We start from the raw sequence: 20722 nt of genomic DNA, 5'->3' as shown, positions 1-20722 counted from the left end.
TCACGCATAGCCCCCTATCATCTGAAATCTATGGGCTGATTCATATGTGATTAATTCCGACCCCGAATGTTTCGTGCTCAAGCCCCTTAATCGGAGCCCCGATCGTGCCGTAAAGTGAAACGGCGATCCAATCGCCTTCCGCCTCGCTTTCATACGGATTTCCCCGCAAGACGGCAAACTTCAGGCCCACGGTACGAAGCAACGAGCCAAGCAGCATTTCGCCCCGCGTCACTCCGTGCAAAGCTTCCATTGTGGCATGATACAGCGCATGTGATTCGCGATAACCCTCAGATTGAATGACACCGCTCTTTTTGGAAGCGGTTTCAATTGCAGCTACTACCTTATGCGCATCCATTGAACCCACCCTGCCGAGACAGACTTTCCAGCCGTCCCGTTCCAGCCGGCTGATCTGCTGGTTTTCTTCAGTCTCATGAAGCAGAAGAAGGACGGACAATCGCCCGATGCGGCGGTCTTTGTGTAAGGTCATATATGCTTCACTCAATTCTTAAATATTCTGATAACTAGTAACTGTTTTTTATATTAAGTGTTTGCGAATCAGAAGTCAAAACTTTTTTTCCAGTCTTTCACAAATCAGATTGCTATCGAAGTAAAGCGGTACATCGTGAAGTCGGCGCTGTTGATCACATATTTCCGCCATCCGCATCATAAAATGGAGCGTTGTCTTGAAAGCGTTTTAAGAAAAGAAGAGAGCGAGGCGATTTCAGAAAATGAAAACTAGTTTCTTTCGTGTGTGCCTGGTCTCAGCAGCGGTCATCGGGTTCACTCTGCCGCAGGCAAAAGCCCAGCATCCGGTTTTTTCAGAGGTCAGCGTGCATGATCCGTCCGTCATCAAAACAGGCGATACATATTATGTATTCGGCTCGCATTTGGCTTCCGCCAAGTCGAAAAACCTGATGCAGTGGCAGCAGATGTCTTCGAGCGTCAATCCCAATAATCCCCTGATCCCGAACGTCTACACCGAATTAAAAGAGACATTCGACTGGGCCCAGTCTGATACGCTGTGGGCGCCGGATGTCGCCCAGCTGTCTGACGGGAAATATTACATGTACTATAACGCCTGTAAAGGAGACTCACCGAGATCCGCTCTCGGTGTCGCCGTGAGTGACAAGATCGAAGGACCCTACAAAAACAAAGGCATCTTTTTGAAATCGGGCATGGAAGGAAAAAGCGAAGACGGCACGAGGTACAATGCAAACGTTCATCCGAATGTCGTAGATCCGCAAACGTTTTTTGACCATAAAGGCAAGCTCTGGATGGTGTACGGCTCTTACTCCGGGGGGATTTTTATACTAGAAATGAATCCGAAAACCGGTTTCCCGCTCCCGAACCAAGGCTACGGAAAAAAACTGCTCGGCGGAAATCACAGCAGAATCGAAGGCCCGTACATCAGCTACAATCCGGAAACGAAATATTACTATCTGTATCTGTCATTCGGCGGACTTGACACAGCCGGCGGTTATCATATGCGTGTGGCGCGTTCCAAAAATCCGGACGGTCCGTACTATGACGCCGCAGGCCATAACATGCTTGATGCCAAAGGAAAAGACGGCAGCTTCTTCGATGACAAAGCAATTGAACCGTACGGGGTCAAACTCATGGGCGGCTACAGCTTCGCCTCACAATCTGAAAAAGGCACGGGCTACGTATCGCCGGGACACAACTCCGTGTTTTACGACGGGAAAACGAAACGATCATACCTCATTTTCCACACCCGTTTCCCGAACAGAGGCGAAGAGCACGAAGTCAGAGTGCATCGGCTGTACATGAACAAAGACGGATGGCCCGTTGCAGCGCCATACCGCTATGCGGGAGAACCGGATACACACATATCGGCGGCCGCCGTATCCGGAACCTACAAACTCATCCAGCACGGAAAAGACATCACAGCTACGATCAAAACCCCAAAAAACATCCGGCTTAACAACGACGGCACCATTTCCGGGGAAATGACCGGAACCTGGACAATAACGGACAGCAGCAAAGCCCGAATCAACCTGAACGGCACAAATTATGACGGCGTCTTCCTGAAAGAATGGGACTCGGCGAGAGAGAAAGAAGTTGTGACGTTTAGTGTGCTGAGCGGTGATGGGGAGGCTGTTTGGGGAGTGAAGTGAGGTGGACTCAGAATCTTCTTTTAATTAAGAAGGTTCTTTTTTTTGTAATATAAAAAAGCACTTGAAAAGTAATTAATACTCTATAGAGTATAATATTGTTATAGAGATTGTTTTATTATAGTTGTAAGTTCTTTTAAAACAAGTTTATTTTTTGAAAGAGGAGAAATATGAGTAATGTTGTACTTCAAAGCTTTTTAGAAAAGGTTATAGCGAAAAAGATTTTAGATAAGTTAAATAGTATCCGGGATAATAGTAATATTAAACAAACTCATTTAAGTACAAAAGCCGGTAAGAGTGATAATGCTTTTAACAAAATGCTGAATGAAATGAAGGTTCCTAAAATATCAACAGTTTTGAGATACCTCGATGCTACTAATGAGCTGCTGAAAGAAAATAAAATGAATGAAATAACAATAGACGAGCTTTTGGATATTGAAATTCTAGAAATAGTGAGAAGAACAAATAACATTACAGATGGCGATTTTGACAGTTATATTGAACACAATAAGGATTTTTTAAAAGGTATAACGTTCTATTTTGAAATTATGAAAAAGAAAAAAATAATGAGTATTGAAGAAGAAAAACTTTATATGAAAATTAAAGAATTATAAACAGAAATGGAGACTGAGATATGGCAGCAGAAAGACTTATTTGGTTCATTACAAGGCCGGAAAGGGATCCAAAGTTTCACAAGGAAGCCATAAAGGCTTTATATAAAGCAACTGATGAATTAAAACTGACTTGGTCAGGTAATAGAGAAGTACACAAAAGATATGAACAAGAGTTAGCAGATATAGGTATTAAAAGACAGAATATAAGTGAGAGCGGATCGGGCGGGAGAACATGGATGGCATTACTAAGGACTTTTGCTTATTGTTATTTAGATGAAGAGGGAAAGGTTGTACTGACTAAAGCCGGAAGGTCTATACTAAAAGAGGAAAAAGTATATCAAAATATTCGGAAGCAGATACTCACCTTTCAATATCCAAATGCATACTTCTTAGAAAAAGGATTTAAACCTAAGTTTCATGAGGACTTTCAAATACGTCCCGTAAGATTTTTAATTAAATTAGTTAATCAAGAATCGCTAGATTATTATGTTACAAAAGAAGAAATTACCTATTTTGTAATGGTGGCCCAAAAAGATAATCAAATAAAAGAAATAACAGAAAGTATTATCAATTTCCGAAATTCTAGTGTTGAAGAACAAAATAAATTAAAACAAAATATAGCTGAAAAGTTCGAACATAGAGAGAGGTCAGATAAAGGAGCTCGAGATTTCAATACTGCTCATTCTGATGTTGCGCATACTTTTATGCTGATAAGCGAATATACAGGATTGGTGAAATATGTTCGAGGCAAAGCATTAATAGTTGAAAATTCCAAAAAAGAGGAAATAAAAAATGAGATGGAAATATTGGATGCAAAGTATCCGTTTAATAAACGCTATCTCATTTCTTTGCAAAGAATGTTTGAAAATAACGGATTAGATGTTGACAGCTACAAAGCAAGCTCCTTCCATAACATAAAACCTGCAACTAATTCATTAAAAACAAAAAGGAAGCTTCAAAGTATTCTTAAAAATATACCTACTCCGTCTATGCTTGATAAAGAAGATCTTGTTGGAATTCTAAATGAAGAATTTCCTCGGAGTGATGCAGAAGAGTATGCTGATGAAATCCTGGCTGATATTCAATATAAAGCCTTAAATATTAACTTTGTCGAGAGCTACTTAAATGAGAACAGCGATCATCAATTTGAAAAAAGTACGGGAAACATTTTTAAAGCGTTGGGTTTTGAGGTCACAATGCATCCTAAAGCTTTAAATGGGGAAAGAACAGAAATTGATATTTTAATCAGTTATGGTAACGTGTATGGAATAATAGATGCAAAGAGATACAAGGATAAGTTTACATTAAGTGCTTCTTTTGCCTCTCATATGGCTTCGGAATATATACCAAATTATAAAGGTTACGAGGATAAAGAAATGGTTTTTTATGGGTACGTAACAGCATCAAATGAATTTAGAGGTGTTAAAAATTTAGAAAAAATAAAAAGATTAACTGAAAGAAATCTTCAGGGATACTCTGTTGATGGTATTATGCTGAATTCTAAAACTTTATTAGGATTACTGGATTATTGTATAGAAAATGAATTAATGCCTGAACAAAGAGTAAGTATTTTTCTCGGAGCAGTAAAAAATAAGAGTTTTTCATCATTTGAACAATTACTAAAAGAAGTCAACAAAGGTTAAGAGATTGAATTATGCATTTAGAGTAGAAACTTTAAATTATCTATTAGTACTATGTTTTTAAGCGTGCTTACAGAGTTGTGCTTATATTTATAGAGTGCCTGAATTAGAAAAAGGAATCTGACTGCAGATTCCTTTTCCTTAAATCATATAAGGAACTTTTTCCTCTTTAACTAACTCTTTAAAAGTCCATTTTGGCTCAATAGAGTCATATTCAATACCAGCAAACGTTTTTAGTATCGCTTCTGCAATAATTTGAGCAGCTTTTGGAGGGACAGCCATGCCGATTTGCTGTCTTACCTTTTCTTTCTTTCCTTCAAATACAAAATGATCAGGAAAGGTTTGCAGGCGTGCCCGTTCTCTATTGGTTAAGGCGCGAGGCTCTTCCCAATGGTATACGTGAGTGCCGCCGCCCCCGCTTCCAGTCACCGTATAAGATGGTTCATCCGGATGAAGACGTTTATAAATCTGACTCATTCGGGCACCTTTCACTTTGAGTCGTAATTCTTCCGGGATGCCCTCATACCAGGCGTTCTTTCCGGGAGGAATATAGTTCAGCATCTCAATAGTTTTTTGATTATGTTTCGTAGGCTCATGATTTTCAGTAAAATCAAGAATAGGCGGATTATTGAGTGCGTCGTATGCAGTAACATACTGATTAGGAGTAGTAGGAGCAGGAATTTTGAATTCTAAATTCTGGTCTTTTCTGATACCTACTATAATAATACGGTGTCTTTTTTGCGGTACGCCGTATTCCTCAAATTTATATAAGTGAGGAGTGATTGTATAACCCATCCCCGCTTCTCCCAGTTCTCTCAATATCTGAATAAAAGCTTTACCTTCATTTGCACTTTGCAGACCGCCCACATTTTCAGCAATAAAAAATTTCGGATTATGATAATTGAGCACCTTTACACCATATGAGTAAAGAGGGCCGTAATCTCCGCTCATTCCTTTATGTTCTCCAACTATACTGTAATCATTGCAAGGGAATCCAAAGGCTAATGCATCTATAGGAGGGAGGCTTTCTATATCCAATTCTTGCACAGGACCCTCAATTACTGACGGGTCATCAATATTTTTGCAGATATTTCTTCTGTATGTTTTACATGCAGATTCGTCATAATCATTAGACCACTCATGTTTTATGCTGTATTCATTACCGGAACTGTCAACGACACGGGCACTTGTAATTCCTAAAGACAGTCCTCCTGGTCCGCTGAACAATTCTCCTTTTCGGAAGATCATATAAAAACCTCCATTTGTTGATCTCATACACATTATAAACTATAACACATCTTAACGCTAAAAAGAGAACGTTTGTTTCGCGAATTTAAAAGGAGAAAACTTTTGTTTTAATAGAAGATTTAAATGTTTTCATTGAGGGAAAACTTTTACAAATCGGGAGGGGAATCGTATGGCTGACACTCATACAAAAGAACAAAGAAGAAAGAATATGCAGGCGATTAAAGCAAAATCAAAATTAGAAGATAAAGTATCCGCAGCCTTATGGAACAGGGGGCTGCGATTCAGAAGAAATGTTTCATCTCTTTTTGGTAAGCCAGATATAGCTATTAAAAAATACAAAATTGTTATCTTTGTTGATTCTTGCTTTTGGCACGGATGCAGCTCTCACGGAAATCAGCCAAAAAGCAACAAAGTGTATTGGGAGAAAAAACTGAAGCGGAATAAGGAAAGAGATCAAAAGGTTACTTCCTACTATATAAAACATGGCTGGCATATATTAAGGGTTTGGGAACATGCTTTTAAAGAGAATTTTGAAAGAACAATAGATGAGATAGAAACTTTTATAAAAACGAATATGTAGATAACTGATTATAAATTTTCCGGTGATAAATAATTCCTTTTTCCTTTTCATCCAAATAAACCCATAGTGTAACATGAAAATAGTCTATAATGCCCAAAATTTACAAGCGAGGTGTTTACTTATACTAGCAGAGATGAACGCATTACATTCGGCAAGAGCCGACTTTGATATAAAACAAGAGCACATTCATGCCCTGAAACAAGTCAGACATGAAATAACAAATTTAAAACATGAGTTTGCAGATATCAACCATTTGATCAGTCAGCCTCATTTATCCCCGCATACGTGGAAAGGGAGCCATGCAAAGGCCTTTGAAGAGTGTCGCGAAGATATGGCACATGCCTGGGCTGATATCAAAAAGGACCAGGTGAACGGGATAATTGAACGCATTAATGAAAAGATTTCTATATTAGAGGGTGACGTGCATACACTTCAGCACAGAATACGATCAATTGAGAATGAGATCCGAAAACAAAAAGAGAAGAGATGAGGTGCGATATGGGACAGGAGATCAAGATGGATTTCCATATGGTAAAGCAGGGGACAAACTGAAGCTGTATCAAGCCCATTTTTGCAAAGTGAGGTTATGCCCTATGTGTGCGTGGCGCCGGTCGTTAAAAATTGCTTATCATAATAAATTAATTGTAGAAGAAGCTAACCGGCAGTACGGTTGCGGGTGGATTTTTCTCACGCTGACTGTCAGAAATATAGCAGGAGAAGAGCTGAAGTCTAAGATTTCTGACATGATGAAAGGGTTTAATCGTCTCATGAAATACAAAAGGGTCGATACAGCGGTACTTGGCTATTTTAGAGCTTTAGAGATTACTAAAAATCATGAAGAAGATACATATCATCCGCATTTTCATGTGTTATTGCCTGTGAAGAGAAGTTATTTTGGCAAAAATTATATCAAGCAGGCAGAATGGACAAGTCTTTGGAAAAGGGCGATGAAACTGGACTATACGCCGATTGTTGACATTCGAAGAGTCAAGGGAAGAGCTAAAATTGATGCTGAGCAAATTGAGAGCGATGTGCGAGAAGCCATGATGGAGCAAAAAGCAGTTCTCGAAATTTCTAAATATCCTGTTAAGGACACGGATGTGGTGCGTGGCAGCAAGGTGACGGATGATAACTTAAATACTGTGTTTTACTTGGATGATGCGCTTTCTGCGCGAAGGCTGATCGGGTACGGCGGCATTTTGAAGGAGATAGGAGATACATAAAGATCTGAGATCTGAACCTTGAAGATGCGGAAGACGGCGATCTGGTTAAGATTGATGAGGAAGACGATGAGGTGGCAAACAGCGCTTTTGAGGTCATGGCTTATTGGCATCCCGGCATCAAAAATTACATAATCAAGTGAAAGGGAGCAGGCCATGTGGCTTGCTCTCTTACTTTGTAGAACCGTTATTCAATACAAGCAGAAACGATGGCCGTAATGCCAAAGAAGTCCATTATCGCCTCTTTTATTTCAGGGCTGGCTTTTGAAGCTGCTTTGGAGACTGCTTTGTTCCAAGCGGTTTTTTTACTGCGGTATTTTTTCTTGTAATAATTGTAGTACTGATATGTTTTAGTGACGAATGTCTTTACTCCACCCAAGGCTTTTATTGCCTTTTTGATCTTTAACAATTTTGCAGGAGCGAAAGCTAGGCTGGCAAGTGCGGTACCAACAGCACTTATACAACCTAGTACACCTTGAGTCTTGAATGGTTTGTCCGATTGATGAAGCTCAGTTGCAGCGGCGTTCATATCATTGATTAGCGATTGATCATCGATGTTATTTCTGAACCAATCTAAAATTGCATCAGAACCTTGGTTGACCACTGAGTCAGGTATGTTTTCAATTGCGTATAATGCTTTTTGACTAGAAAGCAAACTTGAAAATTCTTTTTCGAGATTAGTGTCTCGAACTAATGATTGATTATTCGGTGATTCAGCGGCTTCAGCGGCTGTCGTTCCAAGGATTGAAAATAAAAACACTGAAACAACTGCCAAAATAATTTTACTTCTGTACTTTAGAACAAATTTCATATTATCCCCCTTTTTTACTTAAAAATACCTTGTAAATTATAAACCATTTTACCGCTTGATTCCATAGCGGAAATTGTGTCATGATGGATTTAGGTATATAAAGTGTTTAACAGAAAGAGTGAGGGGATCAGCAATGAGTGACAAAAAATATGAATCTATACACTGGTTTGCGTCAGTACTAGCGTTTTTATTAATAATTTTGAATAGCTTTTTTACAAAAATTGAGGGTGTAACTGTTGGTATTGCGATTGTATACATAGTGATCATGGGAATTGTTAGGAGTACATGGAAAAAAGCTAAAATAGATTAAGCAGGCCTTCAGGCCTGTTTTTTTATTGCGGTGCAAAAGAGAGAAAATTGTTATGCATGAGTGAAAAAATAAAAAAGTGGACTCGGTGAAAGTCTCCTTTTTTGTAACACGCCTGACGGAAATCGAGAGATTTAGCATGTACACAGGGTTGTGTGTATAAGTGCGCCATTTTCCGTGTGTTCTATTTCCAAAATTGCCACTACTTTTTTTGTTTAGTGGCTGCGATCCTTTTTTGTGTCTCTAGCGACTTCCGTAATGCCGCAGTGAGTGTCTCGTGTCTTTCATGCTGTCTTTTTTCGAATTGTTCCATCCGTTCTGCCATTCTTTGGTTGAATTCTTCCTGTCGCTTCATGAATTCCACCAAAGGATTGTCCTGTAGCGATGTAGCGGTATCCGATATGGTCAGTTTTGAACGATGCAGGCTTGCTATATGCTTTACCGTTTCGTCGAATGAGTGTCCATTGATCTTAGTCATTGTACATAGATACTCTAAAGTCTTTACGTCATCCTCGGACGATAATTTGACTCCCGAATCCATCACGAATCACCTCGTAAAATAGGTTCGCTATGGCGAGGTCAGACACCTTTAAGTGTTGCACCCTTTATTATGATTTGAGTTGTTTTGAAAAGGGTGCATTTTAAAAGGCGCTGCATACCTAAACGAGAGGAAAAATCCAGTCATGACAGGGGACTGACTGGGTTCTTTTGTGTTTGAGTTTGTTTTGGAATTTAGGAGCGGTCCGAGTGCCCAGTTATACGCACCAAATAAATTGGAGCGTACTGGCGAAAATGACCCGCAGGGCCTTTTGATAAAGAGGAGGGGGTAGTAATGCAAGAGATTGATTTTGAAATAGGGATGAAATATGTAAGAGCAACCCTTGGCTTTGAGGGCTTAGTGCTGACGGAAGAAGAGGAAAAGCTCTTAGAAAGGCGGTTTCATGGAGAAATCACAGAAGAAGAATACATACGAAAAGCGCTAGAGCTGTCTTATTCCGGTAGTTCAAAATAAGGGATGTGAAGTTTTCGAGGGGTTGGGAAGGAGCCGAAAAAATGAATGTTGATAAGAAGAGGGAAATCCAAAGAAAATATAAAGAGCAAATGCGAAGGAAAAAAGTGACCTACACTGTAGAAGCAGTGGTTGTTACTGCGATTGTTGTGTTAATTATTTTTTTGAATTGCGTTATTAAAGGATTTTAGGGAAGCAAGCGAATAGGGCATGAGTCAACGGTAACCGGACCGTAGGGAGGATTAAGGAGTTGACTCACTCAGCGCCACCCGAACCCTTTTAGAATGAAAAAACGCTACGGCTATATCTATGCCGACCGCGGTAATGATGGAAAAGGCACGTTTGAAAGAAAAAGAAAAGTTTTTATTGGTATAAAGACGTCATCGCTACAAACGGATAAAGTCTGTAAACGCAATGTTCCAAAGCAAGCCGGCAAAATTGACATTCAGCAAAGAGAGGAGGACAATAAAAGCAGAAAGGCGGGATTCATATGTTTAAAAAAATTCTTGCAGCAGTAGACGGTTCAGACATGAGCGGCAAAGCTTTGGAAGCAGCGATCCATCTGGCGAAAGAACAGCAGGCTGAACTCACCATTCTCTATGCGGGACGTGAAGCCGTTGTCTCCACATCAGCCTTAACAGGGATTGTCTATGTTCCGGAAAACTTCATTGAAGACATTAAACATGAAGTCGAGCAAAAAGGAGCGGCCATTCTGGAAGAGGCCAAGCAGAAAGCGGCTGAAAGCGGGGTAAACGCGGAAAGCCTGTACGTCCAAGGCGAACCTGCGCATCAAATTTTAAACATAGCGAAAGAACAGCATTTCAATCTGATTGTCGTCGGAAGCCGCGGAATCAGCGGATTTAAAGAAATGATGCTCGGAAGCGTGAGCCATAAGGTCTCACAATTGTCTCCTTGTCCTGTACTGATCGTTCATTAAACGGAAGACCCTGCTGATGCGGGGTTTTTTTAATGAGAAAGACCCCCGTCTTTCGAAAAATAGGATGAAATCTTCCTCTGAATCAAGTAAAATGGCTGTTAGTATTTGTCTGAATAAACAGTCAATGATATGGGGGAAGCAAATCAATGCAAGCTGAACAAACATCAAATGCCGTCATCAAAATGGTCATTTCCATGGTCATTTTCGGATCAATCGGCTTTTTCTCGGAACATACGAATGTGCCTTCAATTGAACTGGTCTTTGTGAGATGTCTGTGCGCCTCATTGTTTCTGGGCGTTTGCTGGTTTGGTTCCGGACGGCACCGCACCGAACAATGGAACCGGCGTGAGGTGCTGCAGACACTGGCCTGCGGATTTTTTCTCGTGCTGAACTGGGTGTTTTTATTTAAATCATTTGAGGAGACATCAGTGACGATAGCGATTTCCGTTTATCATTTGGCTCCGGTTCTCGTCCTTCTTCTAGGGAGCCTTATATACCGGGAGAAACTGCATATTGTGTCCGTCACTTCCATCGTGATTTGTTTTCTGGGCACCGCCCTGATTTCCGGCATCAACGGAAATACATCATTTTCTCAGCTGATGGGATCGGGTATTATTTGGGCCGTGCTGGCCGCCCTTTTTTACGCTTTTACGACACTGGCCGGGAAAGGCATCAACAGCCTCAGCCCATACGCCGTCACCTGTTTGCAGACCGGATTGGGCGTTATCATTCTTCTCCCGTTCGTCCGTTTCGGCGCTTTTTCTGATTTGTCGCATGTGAACTGGATCATGATTGTGTCAACCGGTATCATTCATACGGGAATTGTGTATTTGCTCTTTTTTGACAGCTTGCGGTTTTTATCCACCCGGTTTATTTCAATCATCGTATTTCTTGATCCGGCGGTGGCGATTGTGCTTGACACCGTATTTACGGGATTTCGCCCCGACCTTTATCAATCTTTGGGGATTGTATTGATTTTTGCGGGAATGGCGCTGTCCCTGATTCGAAAGCAAAAAGCCGTGCCGGCGGAAACTCAGGCAGACAGCACCCGTATATAGGCGGCCGTATCGGCTGCTTTTTTTGTTTTGGGGCTTTTCAGCCATAACGAAAAAGCAGACAAACAGATCATGGAAAAAGAGGATGGTAATTGTATAATACTTCTTGTGCTTACAATTTAAGAGATTAAAGGAGTGAAGGGCATGATAAAGAAGACGCGTCATCTCGCTTTCTTGGCTGCACTCGGCTTTGCGCTTTGTCTGACCATCGTATGTTCCGTATCAAAACAGGCAGAAGCGGCAGCAGCTTATCCGGATGTGATGCAGGGACTTACCGGATTCGCGGGAAATGCGAAGGATCATAACGGAAAAGCAAAATCCGCCGTATCGGGAGGCCAGGGCGGCCCCGTCGTCTACGTCAGCAATCTTAATGATCTGAATAACAATGCGGGCGGAACGGACCGCAAAACCATCGTCATCACAAGTGATATTTCTTCCCCGGGTAAAGCCGTTGTGACAGTCGGCGCCAATAAAACGATCGTCGGCTCTTATACCAGCCACAGGCTGACCAACATCTATCTGACCACCGGCTCCGGCTCAAACAATGTGATTTTCAAAAATCTCATTATCAGCCATAGTGCCGCCATTACGGGCAACAACGACATTCCGGTGTACATAGCGAACGGACAGAATTACTGGATTGACCACGTGTGGTTTGAAGGACACAGCTACAATCCGAACAGCCACAGTGATTTGGGAAAGCTTCTGTATGTCGGCGCTAAAGCGGATTTTGTGACGCTGTCTAACTCTAAATTCACAGACCATCTGTACGGCCTGATTCTCGGTTATCCGAATGATGATAACGAAGGGCGCAATTATATCGGCTATCCGCATATGACGATCACCAACAACTATTTTAATAACGTCTATGTCCGTTCACCGGGCCTGATGAGATACGGCTATTTTCATGCGAAAAACAACTATGTGACCAATTTCAATTTAGGATTCACCATTCATACAAACGCGACTGTCTTCTCAGAAGCCAACTATTTCGGTAACGGAAATGAAAAAGGCGGAATGATAGACGACTACGGGACGGCCCAATTCACCGACATCGGTTCATTCCCGTCGCTCAAAGCCCCGAAATCACCGCGCACCGGCTGGAATCCGAGATCAAATTACAGCTACGGCACCCTTTCAGCCCAGGACGCCAAAAACTTCGCCAAATCCTATGCGGGAGCGCAAAATACAAATCTCCGCTATCCATAATACGAAAAACCGCCGGCAGCCGGCGGTTTTTTTTATGATAAAAGGTTAGAAGTTCCAGTTATATCTAAAATAACCTTTAATGTCTACTTGTATTATGGATTTGTATTACAAGTGGGGTATCTGTGAAATTTTAAAAAAGAACAAGTGAAAAAGCAGTCCCCCGAATGGCCCGGCAAAACGTCAGGGTAAAGCGGCGGCATTTCGCGTATAATGAAGGGAGCCGGACAGAGAAGGAGTTTAGTCATGAATGAGTTTAATGAATATGCGATCAGCCCCGAGATCCGACGGGCGCTGAATGGCTTGCAATACACCGAGCCGACTGAAGTGCAGCGGCGCGTCATCCCCGCCGCGCTGCAAAAAAAAGACCTCGTCGTCAAATCGCAGACGGGCAGCGGCAAAACCGCGGCTTTCGGCATTCCGATCTGTGAGCTTGCGGAGTGGGAGGAAAACAAACCGCAGGCGCTGATTTTAACGCCGACCCGCGAGCTTGCGGCGCAGATTAAAGAAGATATCACGAATATCGGCCGTTTCAAACGGATAAAAGCCACGGCGGTTTTCGGAAAAGCTTCTTTTGACAAACAGAAAACCGAACTGAAGCAAAAAAGCCACGTCGTTGCCGGAACGCCGGGGCGTGTGCTTGATCATATAGAGAAAGGGACGCTGCCGCTTGAACGGCTGGCGTATGTAGTGATTGACGAAGCGGATGAAATGCTGAATATGGGATTTATTGAACAGGTGGAAGCCATCATTCAGCATCTGCCGAAAAACAGAGTCACCATGCTGTTTTCAGCGACGCTGCCGGATGACGTCGAGAAGCTGAGCCGCACATATATGAAAGACCCTGAATTGATTGAAGTAAAAGCGGAAGGCCTGACGACAAAAGACATTGAGCATTTTGTCACCAGAACAGAAGAAGAGGACAAAACATCCTTGCTGCGAGATGTCCTGATCACCGAAAACCCGGACAGCTGCATCATATTCTGCCGGACAAAAGAAAGAGTCATCCAGTTAACCGATGAGCTGGACAGGCTGGGCTACCCTTGCGATAAAATTCACGGCGGCATGGTGCAGGAAGACCGCTTTGACGTCATGAATGAATTCAAGCGCGGCGAGTTCCGCTATCTCATTGCGACCGATGTTGCCGCCAGAGGAATTGATATTGAAAACATCAGCCTCGTCATCAATTATGATATTCCGCTTGAAAAAGAAAGCTATGTACACCGCACCGGCAGAACGGGCCGCGCCGGACACCGCGGACTGGCCGTTACGTTTGTGACACCGTCTGAATCGCGGTTTCTGAATGACATTGAGACATATATCGGTTTCCGCATCCAGAAGCGGGAGGCGCCGTCTGAGAAAGAAACAGCGGAACGGAAAGCGGCTTTTGCGGAAAAATTGAACGCCCGCCCCGATGTCAAAACAGACAAAAGCGAACAGTTAAACAAAGACATCATGAAGCTGTACTTTAACGGCGGGAAAAAGAAAAAACTCAGAGCGGTCGATTTTGTCGGAACGATTGCGAAAATCGACGGCGTTTCAGCCGATGATATCGGGATTATCACGATTTTGGACAACGCATCGTACGTCGAAATTCTGAACGGCAAAGGCCCGCACGTTCTTGACATCATGAAAAATACGACGGTCAAAGGCAAAAAACTGAAAGTCCATAAAGCCAAGAAATAAAAAAAAAGCCTGCCGCGCGCAGGCTTTTTTTACGTCGTCTCCTCAGGCACGAACGCAAGGATGGCAATGCCGATCACAAATAACAAAATCAGGCTGAACACGGCGGCTGACGAATTTCCGGTCAGCTGGGCGGTCACGGCAATCAAAAGAGGGCCGATAATCGAAGCGAACTTGCCGAAGATATTATAAAAGCCGAAAAACTCATTGGCGTTCTGTTTGGGGACAAGCTTGGCAAAGTAAGAGCGGCTCAACGCCTGAATGCCTCCTTGGGAAGTGGCGACAAGCATAGCCAAGACCCAGAAATCAAAAGCGGAATCCATAAAATAAGCATACGTGCAGACAATCATATACACGCCGATTCCGGCATAAAGCATCGTTTTTCCTTTAAATCGTTCGGCCAGCCGTCCGTACAAAATCGAAAAAGGCGCGGCGACGACCTGAGTGACAAATAAAACAATCAGCAGATTTGCCGCGCTGATGCCGAGGTCAGCCCCGTATGACGTGGACATCGTAATGATGGTGCCGACCCCGTCGATGTAGAAGAAATAGGCGAGCAGAAACAAAAACAGTGCCCGGTGCTTCCTGATCTGCTTCAGCGTGCCGGCCAGCCGTATAAAACTGCTGAATACAAGCCGCGGCTCCCTCTCGATATAATAGCGCTGGCGGACGCGGAGAAGGAGCGGGATCGAAAACAGCCCCCACCATGCCGCCGTAATCAAAAAGGCAATGCGGCCGGCAGCCTGGGCGGACAGCGGAATCACCTCCGCTTGGGCTGAAAGAATGACGGCAATGCTGAGGAGAAAAGGGATCGTGCTGCCGATATAGCCCAGTCCAAATCCCCTGGCGGACACCATATTCATCCGCTCCTTTGCGGCCACATCAACGAGAAACGCATCATAAAACACATTAGACCCGGCAAAGCCGATCGTGGAAATCGTATAACAAATTAATAACAGCATCCAAGATTCGCCGGGAATCAAAGCCAGCGCGGCTGTACCCGCCACACCGATCAGAAGAAAGAAGGCAAAAAACCGTTTCTTGCATCCTTTGTAGTCGGCAATCGTTCCTAAGACGGGACCGAGCATCGCCAAAATAAAAGTCGCGGCGGCAATCGTATAGCCCAAATAAGCGGTGGAATCAGCCGCGCTGACACCGTTTTCCGCCGCCGCGGCTTTAAAAAACAAGGGGAAAACAGCCGTCATAATAATGACCGAATAAGCTGAATTGGCCCAATCATACAGCATCCAGCTGCTTTCTTCTTTCGAAAACCGTTTCATCACACACGCTCCTTCCCAAAAAACGGTTCTCTGCATTATATGCGCCTCATCCGCATCGTTGGACAAAGATTTCTGAACGGCGTTTTCTGATTGACCTGGAGATATTGAACTACTTTAAATGTGTAGCAGGTAAATGGTCAGGCGGGAGGGAGACAGAATTCAAGATTGCGAAAGTCATTAATAATGTCGTCAGTGTGCTCAAAGAAGGCAATCAGGAATTGGTCATCATGGGCCGGGGCATTCCATTTTAGTTTCCTTGTATTTATTTTGTCTTACATTCACATATGACTTGGTTAAGGCAGGCAAAACCTAAATTACAATGAGCGCAGATCATCTCTGTTTGTGCTGATGGTAATTTAGGTCTTTTTAAGTTTCGTTTTTATCATTATTCTGACTGATGTTCCCTTTTACAGAATCATGTATGATCGATAAAGAAATCGCTTTCAAAGAAAGGGGAATGCCAACATGTTTTATCGTATGAAACGAGTGCTGCTGCTTCTTGTCACTGGATTATTTTTGAGTTTGTGTGCGATCACTTCTACTGCATCAGCTCAAACAGGCGGATCGTTTTTTGAACCTTTTAACAGCTATAACTCCGGATTATGGCAAAAAGCAAATGGTTACTCCAATGGAGATATGTTCAACTGCACGTGGCGTGCAAATAATGTGTCCGTGACGTCATCAGGTGAAATGCGATTGGCGCTGACAAGCCCGTCTTATAACAAGTTTGACTGCGGGGAGAACCGCTCCGCTCAAACCTATGGCTATGGACTTTATGAAGTCAGAATGAAACCGGCTAAAAACACAGGGATCGTTTCATCGTTCTTCACTTATACAGGTCCAACGGATGGTACTCCTTGGGATGAGATTGATATCGAATTTTTAGGAAAAGACACGACAAAGGTTCAATTTAATTATTATACAAATGGAAAGGGAAATCATGAGAAGGTCGCGGATCTCGGATTTGATGCGGCCAATGCCTATCATACGTATGCGTTCGATTGGCAGCCAAACTCTATTAAATGGTATGTCGATGGGCAATTAAAACATACTGCGACAAGCCAAATCCCGACAACACCGGGAAAAATCATGATGAACTTATGGAATGGGATAGGTGTCGATGACTGGCTCGGTTCCTACAATGGTGTAAATCCGCTATACGCTCATTATGACTGGGTGCGCTATACAAAAAAATAATGTAATGTACAGAAAAGGATTTCCGCCATCGGAAATCCTTTTTTAATTAAAACGAAATAATCCCAATCAAAAGCGCCGCAATCGTCATCACAATCGTTGTCCCCACGGCCCATTTAATAGTGAATTTTTGATGATCGCCAAAGCTGACGCCCGCCATTCCGACCAGTAGATAGGTGGATGGCACAAGCGGGCTGAGCAGATGCACCGGCTGGCCCAGCAAGGAGGCTCTTCCGATTTCAGCGGCGTCTATTCCGTAAGCGGAAGCGGCTTCAGCGATGATGGGAAGCACACCGAAGTAAAAGGCGTCATTCGACATGAAAAAGGTGAAAGGCATGCTGGCAATCGCAGTGATCAACGGCAGATGCGGGCCCATGGCATCAGGGATGAGGGAAACGAGAGAATGCGCCATCGCATCGACCATTTTTGTGCCTGAGAGAATACCTGTAAATATGCCTGCCGCAAACACCATTGAGACAACGTTTAACGCATTACCCGCATGTGCCGAAATCCGTTTCTGCTGCTCTTTGACATTTGGATAGTTGATCATCAAGGCGATGGCGAACGCAATCATAAAAAGAACAGGGAGCGGCAGCAGGCTGGTGATCAGCGCGGCCATCAGAGCGACAGTCAGCAGCAGGTTGAACCATTGGAGAGCGGGACGCTTCAGCGGCGCTGCCTCCGGATCAGAAGACGGCGCGTGTTCAATCGAAATGATGCCGAGCCGCTTCCGTTCTTTTTTTCCGAGGAGATAAGCAACGGCGATCACCCAGAGAATGCCGGCGATCATAGCGGGAATCAGCGGCGTAAAAACTTCTGACGTGTCCAATTTCAAGGAAGCCAAAACCCTCGCCGTCGGCCCGCCCCACGGAATAATATTCATGACCCCCGAACCGAGCATCGCAATTCCCGCCAGCACCAAACGGTTCATGCCGAGCCGTTTGTAAAGGGGCAGCATTGCCGCAATCGTAATCATATACGTTGTTGTTCCATCTCCGTCCAGCGAAATGGTCATCGTCAGAACCGCTGTGCCGATGGCGATTTTTAACGGATCCCCTTTGACAAGCGATAGGATTTTGGCAATGAGGGGATCAAACAGACCTGAGTCAATCATAATGCCGAAATACAGGATGGCGAATAACAGCATGATCCCGGTTGGAGCGAGGTCTGTAACGCCTTGAATCATCATCTCGCCGAGATCTTTGCCAAATCCGCTGATCAGGGCAAACACAACAGGAACGACAATCAAAGCAATAAGAGCGGAAAGCCGGTTAGACATAATAAGATACATAAAGACAATCATCATCACAAAACCGAGTATGGCAAGCACGATATGACCTCCCCTGTTCAACAGCTGTATTGGTAAGCGCTTTCACGATTTATTTCTGTGAAAATGGCTTATTTCAAAATGTGTATGACCGCATATGTAAATACAGACCTAAAATCCTAATGAGCGGATCAGCAGTTTATATGAAGAACGCCGCGGGTAAATGTGCTATAGAATGTTTCGTTTTAAAAGGGGGAACTGACATGAGTGATGATCAAAACAAACGAGTAAATGAACACTCAAAGGACGAACAGCTGGAGCAGTACCGGTCTGGTAACAGCGGCAAAAAAATGACGACCAATCAGGGGCTTCGCGTGTCTGAGGATGAGCATTCTTTAAAAGCGGGCGTCCGCGGCCCCACGCTGATGGAGGATTTTCATTTTCGTGAAAAAATGACGCACTTTGACCACGAGCGGATTCCGGAACGGGTCGTTCATGCGCGCGGGTACGGCGTTCATGGGCATTTTCAGGTGTACGAACCGATGACGGAATATACACGGGCGAAATTTTTGCAGGACCCGTCCGTCAAAACGCCTGTTTTCGTCCGTTTTTCAACAGTGGCGGGTTCCAAGGGGTCAGCCGACACCGTCCGTGACGCCAGGGGATTTGCGACGAAGTTTTATACTGAAGAAGGGAACTATGATCTCGTCGGAAACAATATTCCGGTGTTCTTCATTCAGGACGCGATCAAATTCCCGGATCTCGTTCACGCCATAAAACCGGAACCGCACAATGAAATGCCGCAGGCCGCGACGGCTCATGATACGTTCTGGGATTTTGTCGCAAACAATCCTGAATCCGCGCACATGGTCATGTGGACGATGTCTGACCGCGGCATCCCGCGAAGCTATCGGATGATGGAGGGCTTCGGCGTGCATACGTTCCGTTTCGTCAACGAGAAAGGAAAAGCGCGCTTTGTAAAATTCCACTGGAAACCTGTGCTCGGCGTTCATTCCCTCGTATGGGATGAAGCGCAGAAAATTGCCGGGAAAGATCCCGATTTCAATCGCCGCGACCTGTGGGAAACGATTGAAAACGGCGGCAAAGTCGAGTATGAGCTCGGTGTTCAGATGATAGACGAAGAAGACGAGTTCAAATTTGATTTTGATATCCTTGATCCGACAAAACTGTGGCCGGAAGAATTGGTTCCCGTCAAGCTGATCGGAAAAATGACCCTCGATCGCAATCAGGACAATGTCTTTGCGGAAACAGAACAGGTCGCATTCCACCCGGGAAATGTCGTGCCGGGCATCGATTTTACCAATGACCCGCTTCTTCAAGGCCGGCTTTTCTCTTATACGGATACACAGCTCATCCGTCTTGGCGGGCCGAATTTTCACGAGATTCCGATCAACCGGCCGGTCTGCCCGTTCCATAACAACCAATACGACGGCTACCATCGGATGACGATTAATAAGGGCCCTGTCGCCTATCATAAAAATTCCCTGCAGAACAATGATCCGTCGCCGGCCTCAGAAGAAGAAGGCGGATACGTTCATTACCAGGAAAAAGTAGAAGGCAGAAAAATCCGCCAGCGCAGTGAGAGTTTCAATGACTATTTTTCTCAGGCCAAGATGTTCTGGAACAGCATGTCTCCCGCCGAGAAAGAACATATCATCTCCGCGTTCTGTTTTGAGGTCGGAAAAGTGAACAGCAAGGATGTGCAGCAGCAGGTGATTGATGTCTTCAGTCATGTCGACGCAGGGCTTGCCGAGTGTGTTGCGAAAGGAATCGGCGTGAACCCGCCGCCGAAGGATCGTGAATCTGACGAAACGTTCACTTCCCCGGCCTTAAGCCAGGAAAACACGGTGAAAACGGCAGCGACAAGGCAGGTTGCGGTTTTAACCGACCACGGGTTTTCTGATGAGAAAGTCAAACAAGTGCTTGACGCATGCAAACAGGCGGGAGTCAGAGCCGATATCATCAGCCCCGCGCTGGGAACTATCAAGGGAGAAAACGGTACGGAGCTGGAAGCGTCAGCCACTTTCCTGACAGCGGATTCCGTCCTGTACGACGCTGTTTTCATTCCGGGCGGAAAACAAAGCACAGACAGCCTCAAAGCCCAAAAATCGGCCAGAGACTTCGTCAGCGAAGCTTTCAGCCATTACAAAGCGATCGGCGCCTCCGGTGAAGGAAAAGAACTTCTCGCCCTCGCCGCCGGAACCGAAAGCGGCCCCGGTCTTGTTCCGGACGGAAACTGCGAACAATTTCTGAAAGCCGTGGCTGAGCATCGGCATTGGGACAGAAACATATAAGAATGAAAAAGCGCCTTTTATGAAGGAGGCGCTTTTTTCTTGTGAGAGTGAAATATCTGAGGAGAAAACGAAAATGCTTCCGTGCAAATCCGTACCTTCCGCTGTCCGGGACATTCAGACAACAGTTTTAGAGAGTCAGGGCATGCGCCATTTAAAGCAGGCGGGTTGATGAAATAATATGTTTCACCCTCTTTGGTTTACTTCCGCTCTGTGTTTGTGTATCT

Annotated in this window: 19 protein-coding genes and 3 pseudogenes; 17 read left to right on the top strand and 5 right to left on the bottom strand. The window is 44.2% G+C overall.

From position 1 onward, the window contains the following. Positions 1 to 40: 40 nt before the first annotated feature. Entirely contained in the window at positions 41 to 487 is a 447-nt protein-coding gene (gene hutP / locus G4O42_RS18950; protein ID WP_004393292.1) for a histidine utilization transcription antiterminator HutP, read from the bottom strand. A 241-nt stretch (positions 488 to 728) separates the two neighbouring features. On the opposite strand from hutP, the gene abnB reads away from it, so the two are divergent. The 3 genes from abnB (at position 729) to G4O42_RS18935 (ending at position 4389) form a co-directional block, all read left to right on the top strand. After that, positions 729 to 2135 (top strand): arabinan endo-1,5-alpha-L-arabinosidase AbnB, encoded by a 1407-nt coding sequence (gene abnB / locus G4O42_RS18945; RefSeq protein ID WP_032875602.1) that lies wholly within the window; start codon positions 729 to 731, stop codon positions 2133 to 2135. A 167-nt stretch (positions 2136 to 2302) separates the two neighbouring features. Then, positions 2303 to 2746, top strand: coding sequence for a hypothetical protein (locus G4O42_RS18940; RefSeq protein WP_049589291.1), 444 nt, complete (start codon positions 2303 to 2305; stop codon positions 2744 to 2746). Between the two features lie 20 nt (positions 2747 to 2766). Continuing rightward, the gene (locus tag G4O42_RS18935) at positions 2767 to 4389 is read left to right on the top strand and encodes an AlwI family type II restriction endonuclease (RefSeq protein ID WP_032875605.1); all 1623 of its coding nucleotides are present in this window, start codon (positions 2767 to 2769) and stop codon (positions 4387 to 4389) included. 138 nt (positions 4390 to 4527) lie between these two features. Here the strand turns inward: G4O42_RS18935 and G4O42_RS18930 are convergent, their stop codons facing one another. Beyond that, a complete protein-coding gene (locus G4O42_RS18930) occupies positions 4528 to 5634 on the bottom strand; it encodes a DNA cytosine methyltransferase (protein ID WP_032875608.1) in 1107 nt (368 codons plus the stop codon). A gap of 169 nt (positions 5635 to 5803) precedes the next feature. Here G4O42_RS18930 and G4O42_RS18925 point away from each other — a divergent pair, with 169 nt between their 5' ends. The 3 genes and pseudogenes from G4O42_RS18925 to G4O42_RS18915 all read left to right on the top strand — a co-directional run. Continuing rightward, a complete protein-coding gene (locus G4O42_RS18925) occupies positions 5804 to 6214 on the top strand; it encodes a very short patch repair endonuclease (RefSeq protein WP_032875610.1) in 411 nt (136 codons plus the stop codon). A 133-nt stretch (positions 6215 to 6347) separates the two neighbouring features. Next, positions 6348 to 6704, top strand: coding sequence for a YwqH-like family protein (locus G4O42_RS18920; RefSeq protein ID WP_223204427.1), 357 nt, complete (start codon positions 6348 to 6350; stop codon positions 6702 to 6704). Positions 6705 to 6759: 55 nt separating this feature from the next. Continuing rightward, positions 6760 to 7577 (top strand): annotated as a pseudogene (locus tag G4O42_RS18915) (protein rep); the annotation flags it as partial. A 44-nt stretch (positions 7578 to 7621) separates the two neighbouring features. Here G4O42_RS18915 and G4O42_RS18910 read toward each other — a convergent pair. Continuing rightward, entirely contained in the window at positions 7622 to 8245 is a 624-nt protein-coding gene (locus tag G4O42_RS18910; protein WP_032875613.1) for a hypothetical protein, read from the bottom strand. A gap of 133 nt (positions 8246 to 8378) precedes the next feature. On the opposite strand from G4O42_RS18910, the gene G4O42_RS18905 reads away from it, so the two are divergent. From G4O42_RS18905 to G4O42_RS18870, 8 genes and pseudogenes are all read left to right on the top strand, one after another. Further along, on the top strand, positions 8379 to 8555 hold the full coding sequence (locus tag G4O42_RS18905; RefSeq protein WP_024085988.1) for a hypothetical protein: 177 nt from the start codon (positions 8379 to 8381) through the stop codon (positions 8553 to 8555). Positions 8556 to 9384: 829 nt separating this feature from the next. After that, positions 9385 to 9564 (top strand): hypothetical protein, encoded by a 180-nt coding sequence (locus tag G4O42_RS18900; protein WP_032875617.1) that lies wholly within the window; start codon positions 9385 to 9387, stop codon positions 9562 to 9564. A 41-nt stretch (positions 9565 to 9605) separates the two neighbouring features. Further along, entirely contained in the window at positions 9606 to 9752 is a 147-nt protein-coding gene (locus G4O42_RS18895) for a hypothetical protein (protein WP_024085986.1), read from the top strand. Positions 9753 to 9845: 93 nt separating this feature from the next. Beyond that, positions 9846 to 9961: pseudogene (locus tag G4O42_RS18890) on the top strand (family 1 glycosylhydrolase); the annotation flags it as partial. 90 nt (positions 9962 to 10051) lie between these two features. Then, complete coding sequence (locus G4O42_RS18885) at positions 10052 to 10498, top strand: universal stress protein (protein WP_032875620.1); 447 nt, start codon at positions 10052 to 10054, stop codon at positions 10496 to 10498. 146 nt (positions 10499 to 10644) lie between these two features. Continuing rightward, on the top strand, positions 10645 to 11556 hold the full coding sequence (locus G4O42_RS18880; RefSeq protein WP_004393303.1) for a DMT family transporter: 912 nt from the start codon (positions 10645 to 10647) through the stop codon (positions 11554 to 11556). 141 nt (positions 11557 to 11697) lie between these two features. Beyond that, positions 11698 to 12762, top strand: a complete 1065-nt coding sequence (locus G4O42_RS18875) for a polysaccharide lyase family 1 protein (protein ID WP_032875623.1) — start codon at positions 11698 to 11700, stop codon at positions 12760 to 12762. A gap of 243 nt (positions 12763 to 13005) precedes the next feature. Continuing rightward, positions 13006 to 14445, top strand: a complete 1440-nt coding sequence (locus tag G4O42_RS18870; RefSeq protein WP_015418533.1) for a DEAD/DEAH box helicase — start codon at positions 13006 to 13008, stop codon at positions 14443 to 14445. A gap of 29 nt (positions 14446 to 14474) precedes the next feature. Here the strand turns inward: G4O42_RS18870 and G4O42_RS18865 are convergent, their stop codons facing one another. Next, positions 14475 to 15725 (bottom strand): MFS transporter, encoded by a 1251-nt coding sequence (locus tag G4O42_RS18865; protein ID WP_087920813.1) that lies wholly within the window; start codon positions 15723 to 15725, stop codon positions 14475 to 14477. A 101-nt stretch (positions 15726 to 15826) separates the two neighbouring features. On the opposite strand from G4O42_RS18865, the pseudogene G4O42_RS18860 reads away from it, so the two are divergent. Both G4O42_RS18860 and bglS read left to right on the top strand, forming a co-directional pair. Beyond that, positions 15827 to 15970: pseudogene (locus G4O42_RS18860) on the top strand (CAT RNA binding domain-containing protein); the annotation flags it as partial. A 217-nt stretch (positions 15971 to 16187) separates the two neighbouring features. Continuing rightward, positions 16188 to 16919 (top strand): beta-glucanase, encoded by a 732-nt coding sequence (bglS, locus tag G4O42_RS18855; RefSeq protein WP_032875626.1) that lies wholly within the window; start codon positions 16188 to 16190, stop codon positions 16917 to 16919. Between the two features lie 46 nt (positions 16920 to 16965). On the opposite strand, the gene citH is transcribed toward bglS, so the two are convergent. Continuing rightward, positions 16966 to 18246 carry a citrate transporter CitH gene (citH, locus tag G4O42_RS18850; protein WP_032875629.1) on the bottom strand — a complete coding sequence of 427 codons (1281 nt, stop codon included), beginning with the start codon at positions 18244 to 18246 and terminating at the stop codon, positions 16966 to 16968. Between the two features lie 200 nt (positions 18247 to 18446). On the opposite strand from citH, the gene G4O42_RS18845 reads away from it, so the two are divergent. Further along, complete coding sequence (locus G4O42_RS18845) at positions 18447 to 20498, top strand: catalase (RefSeq protein ID WP_032875632.1); 2052 nt, start codon at positions 18447 to 18449, stop codon at positions 20496 to 20498. The last annotated feature ends 224 nt before the right edge of the window (positions 20499 to 20722 follow it).

Origin of the sequence: Bacillus sp. LUNF1, from assembly GCF_011008975.1 — a bacterium.
Lineage (GTDB): Bacteria > Bacillota > Bacilli > Bacillales > Bacillaceae > Bacillus > Bacillus velezensis.
Note: the sequence above shows the minus strand (reverse complement) of the source record. Positions and strands in the feature narration are given on the sequence as shown.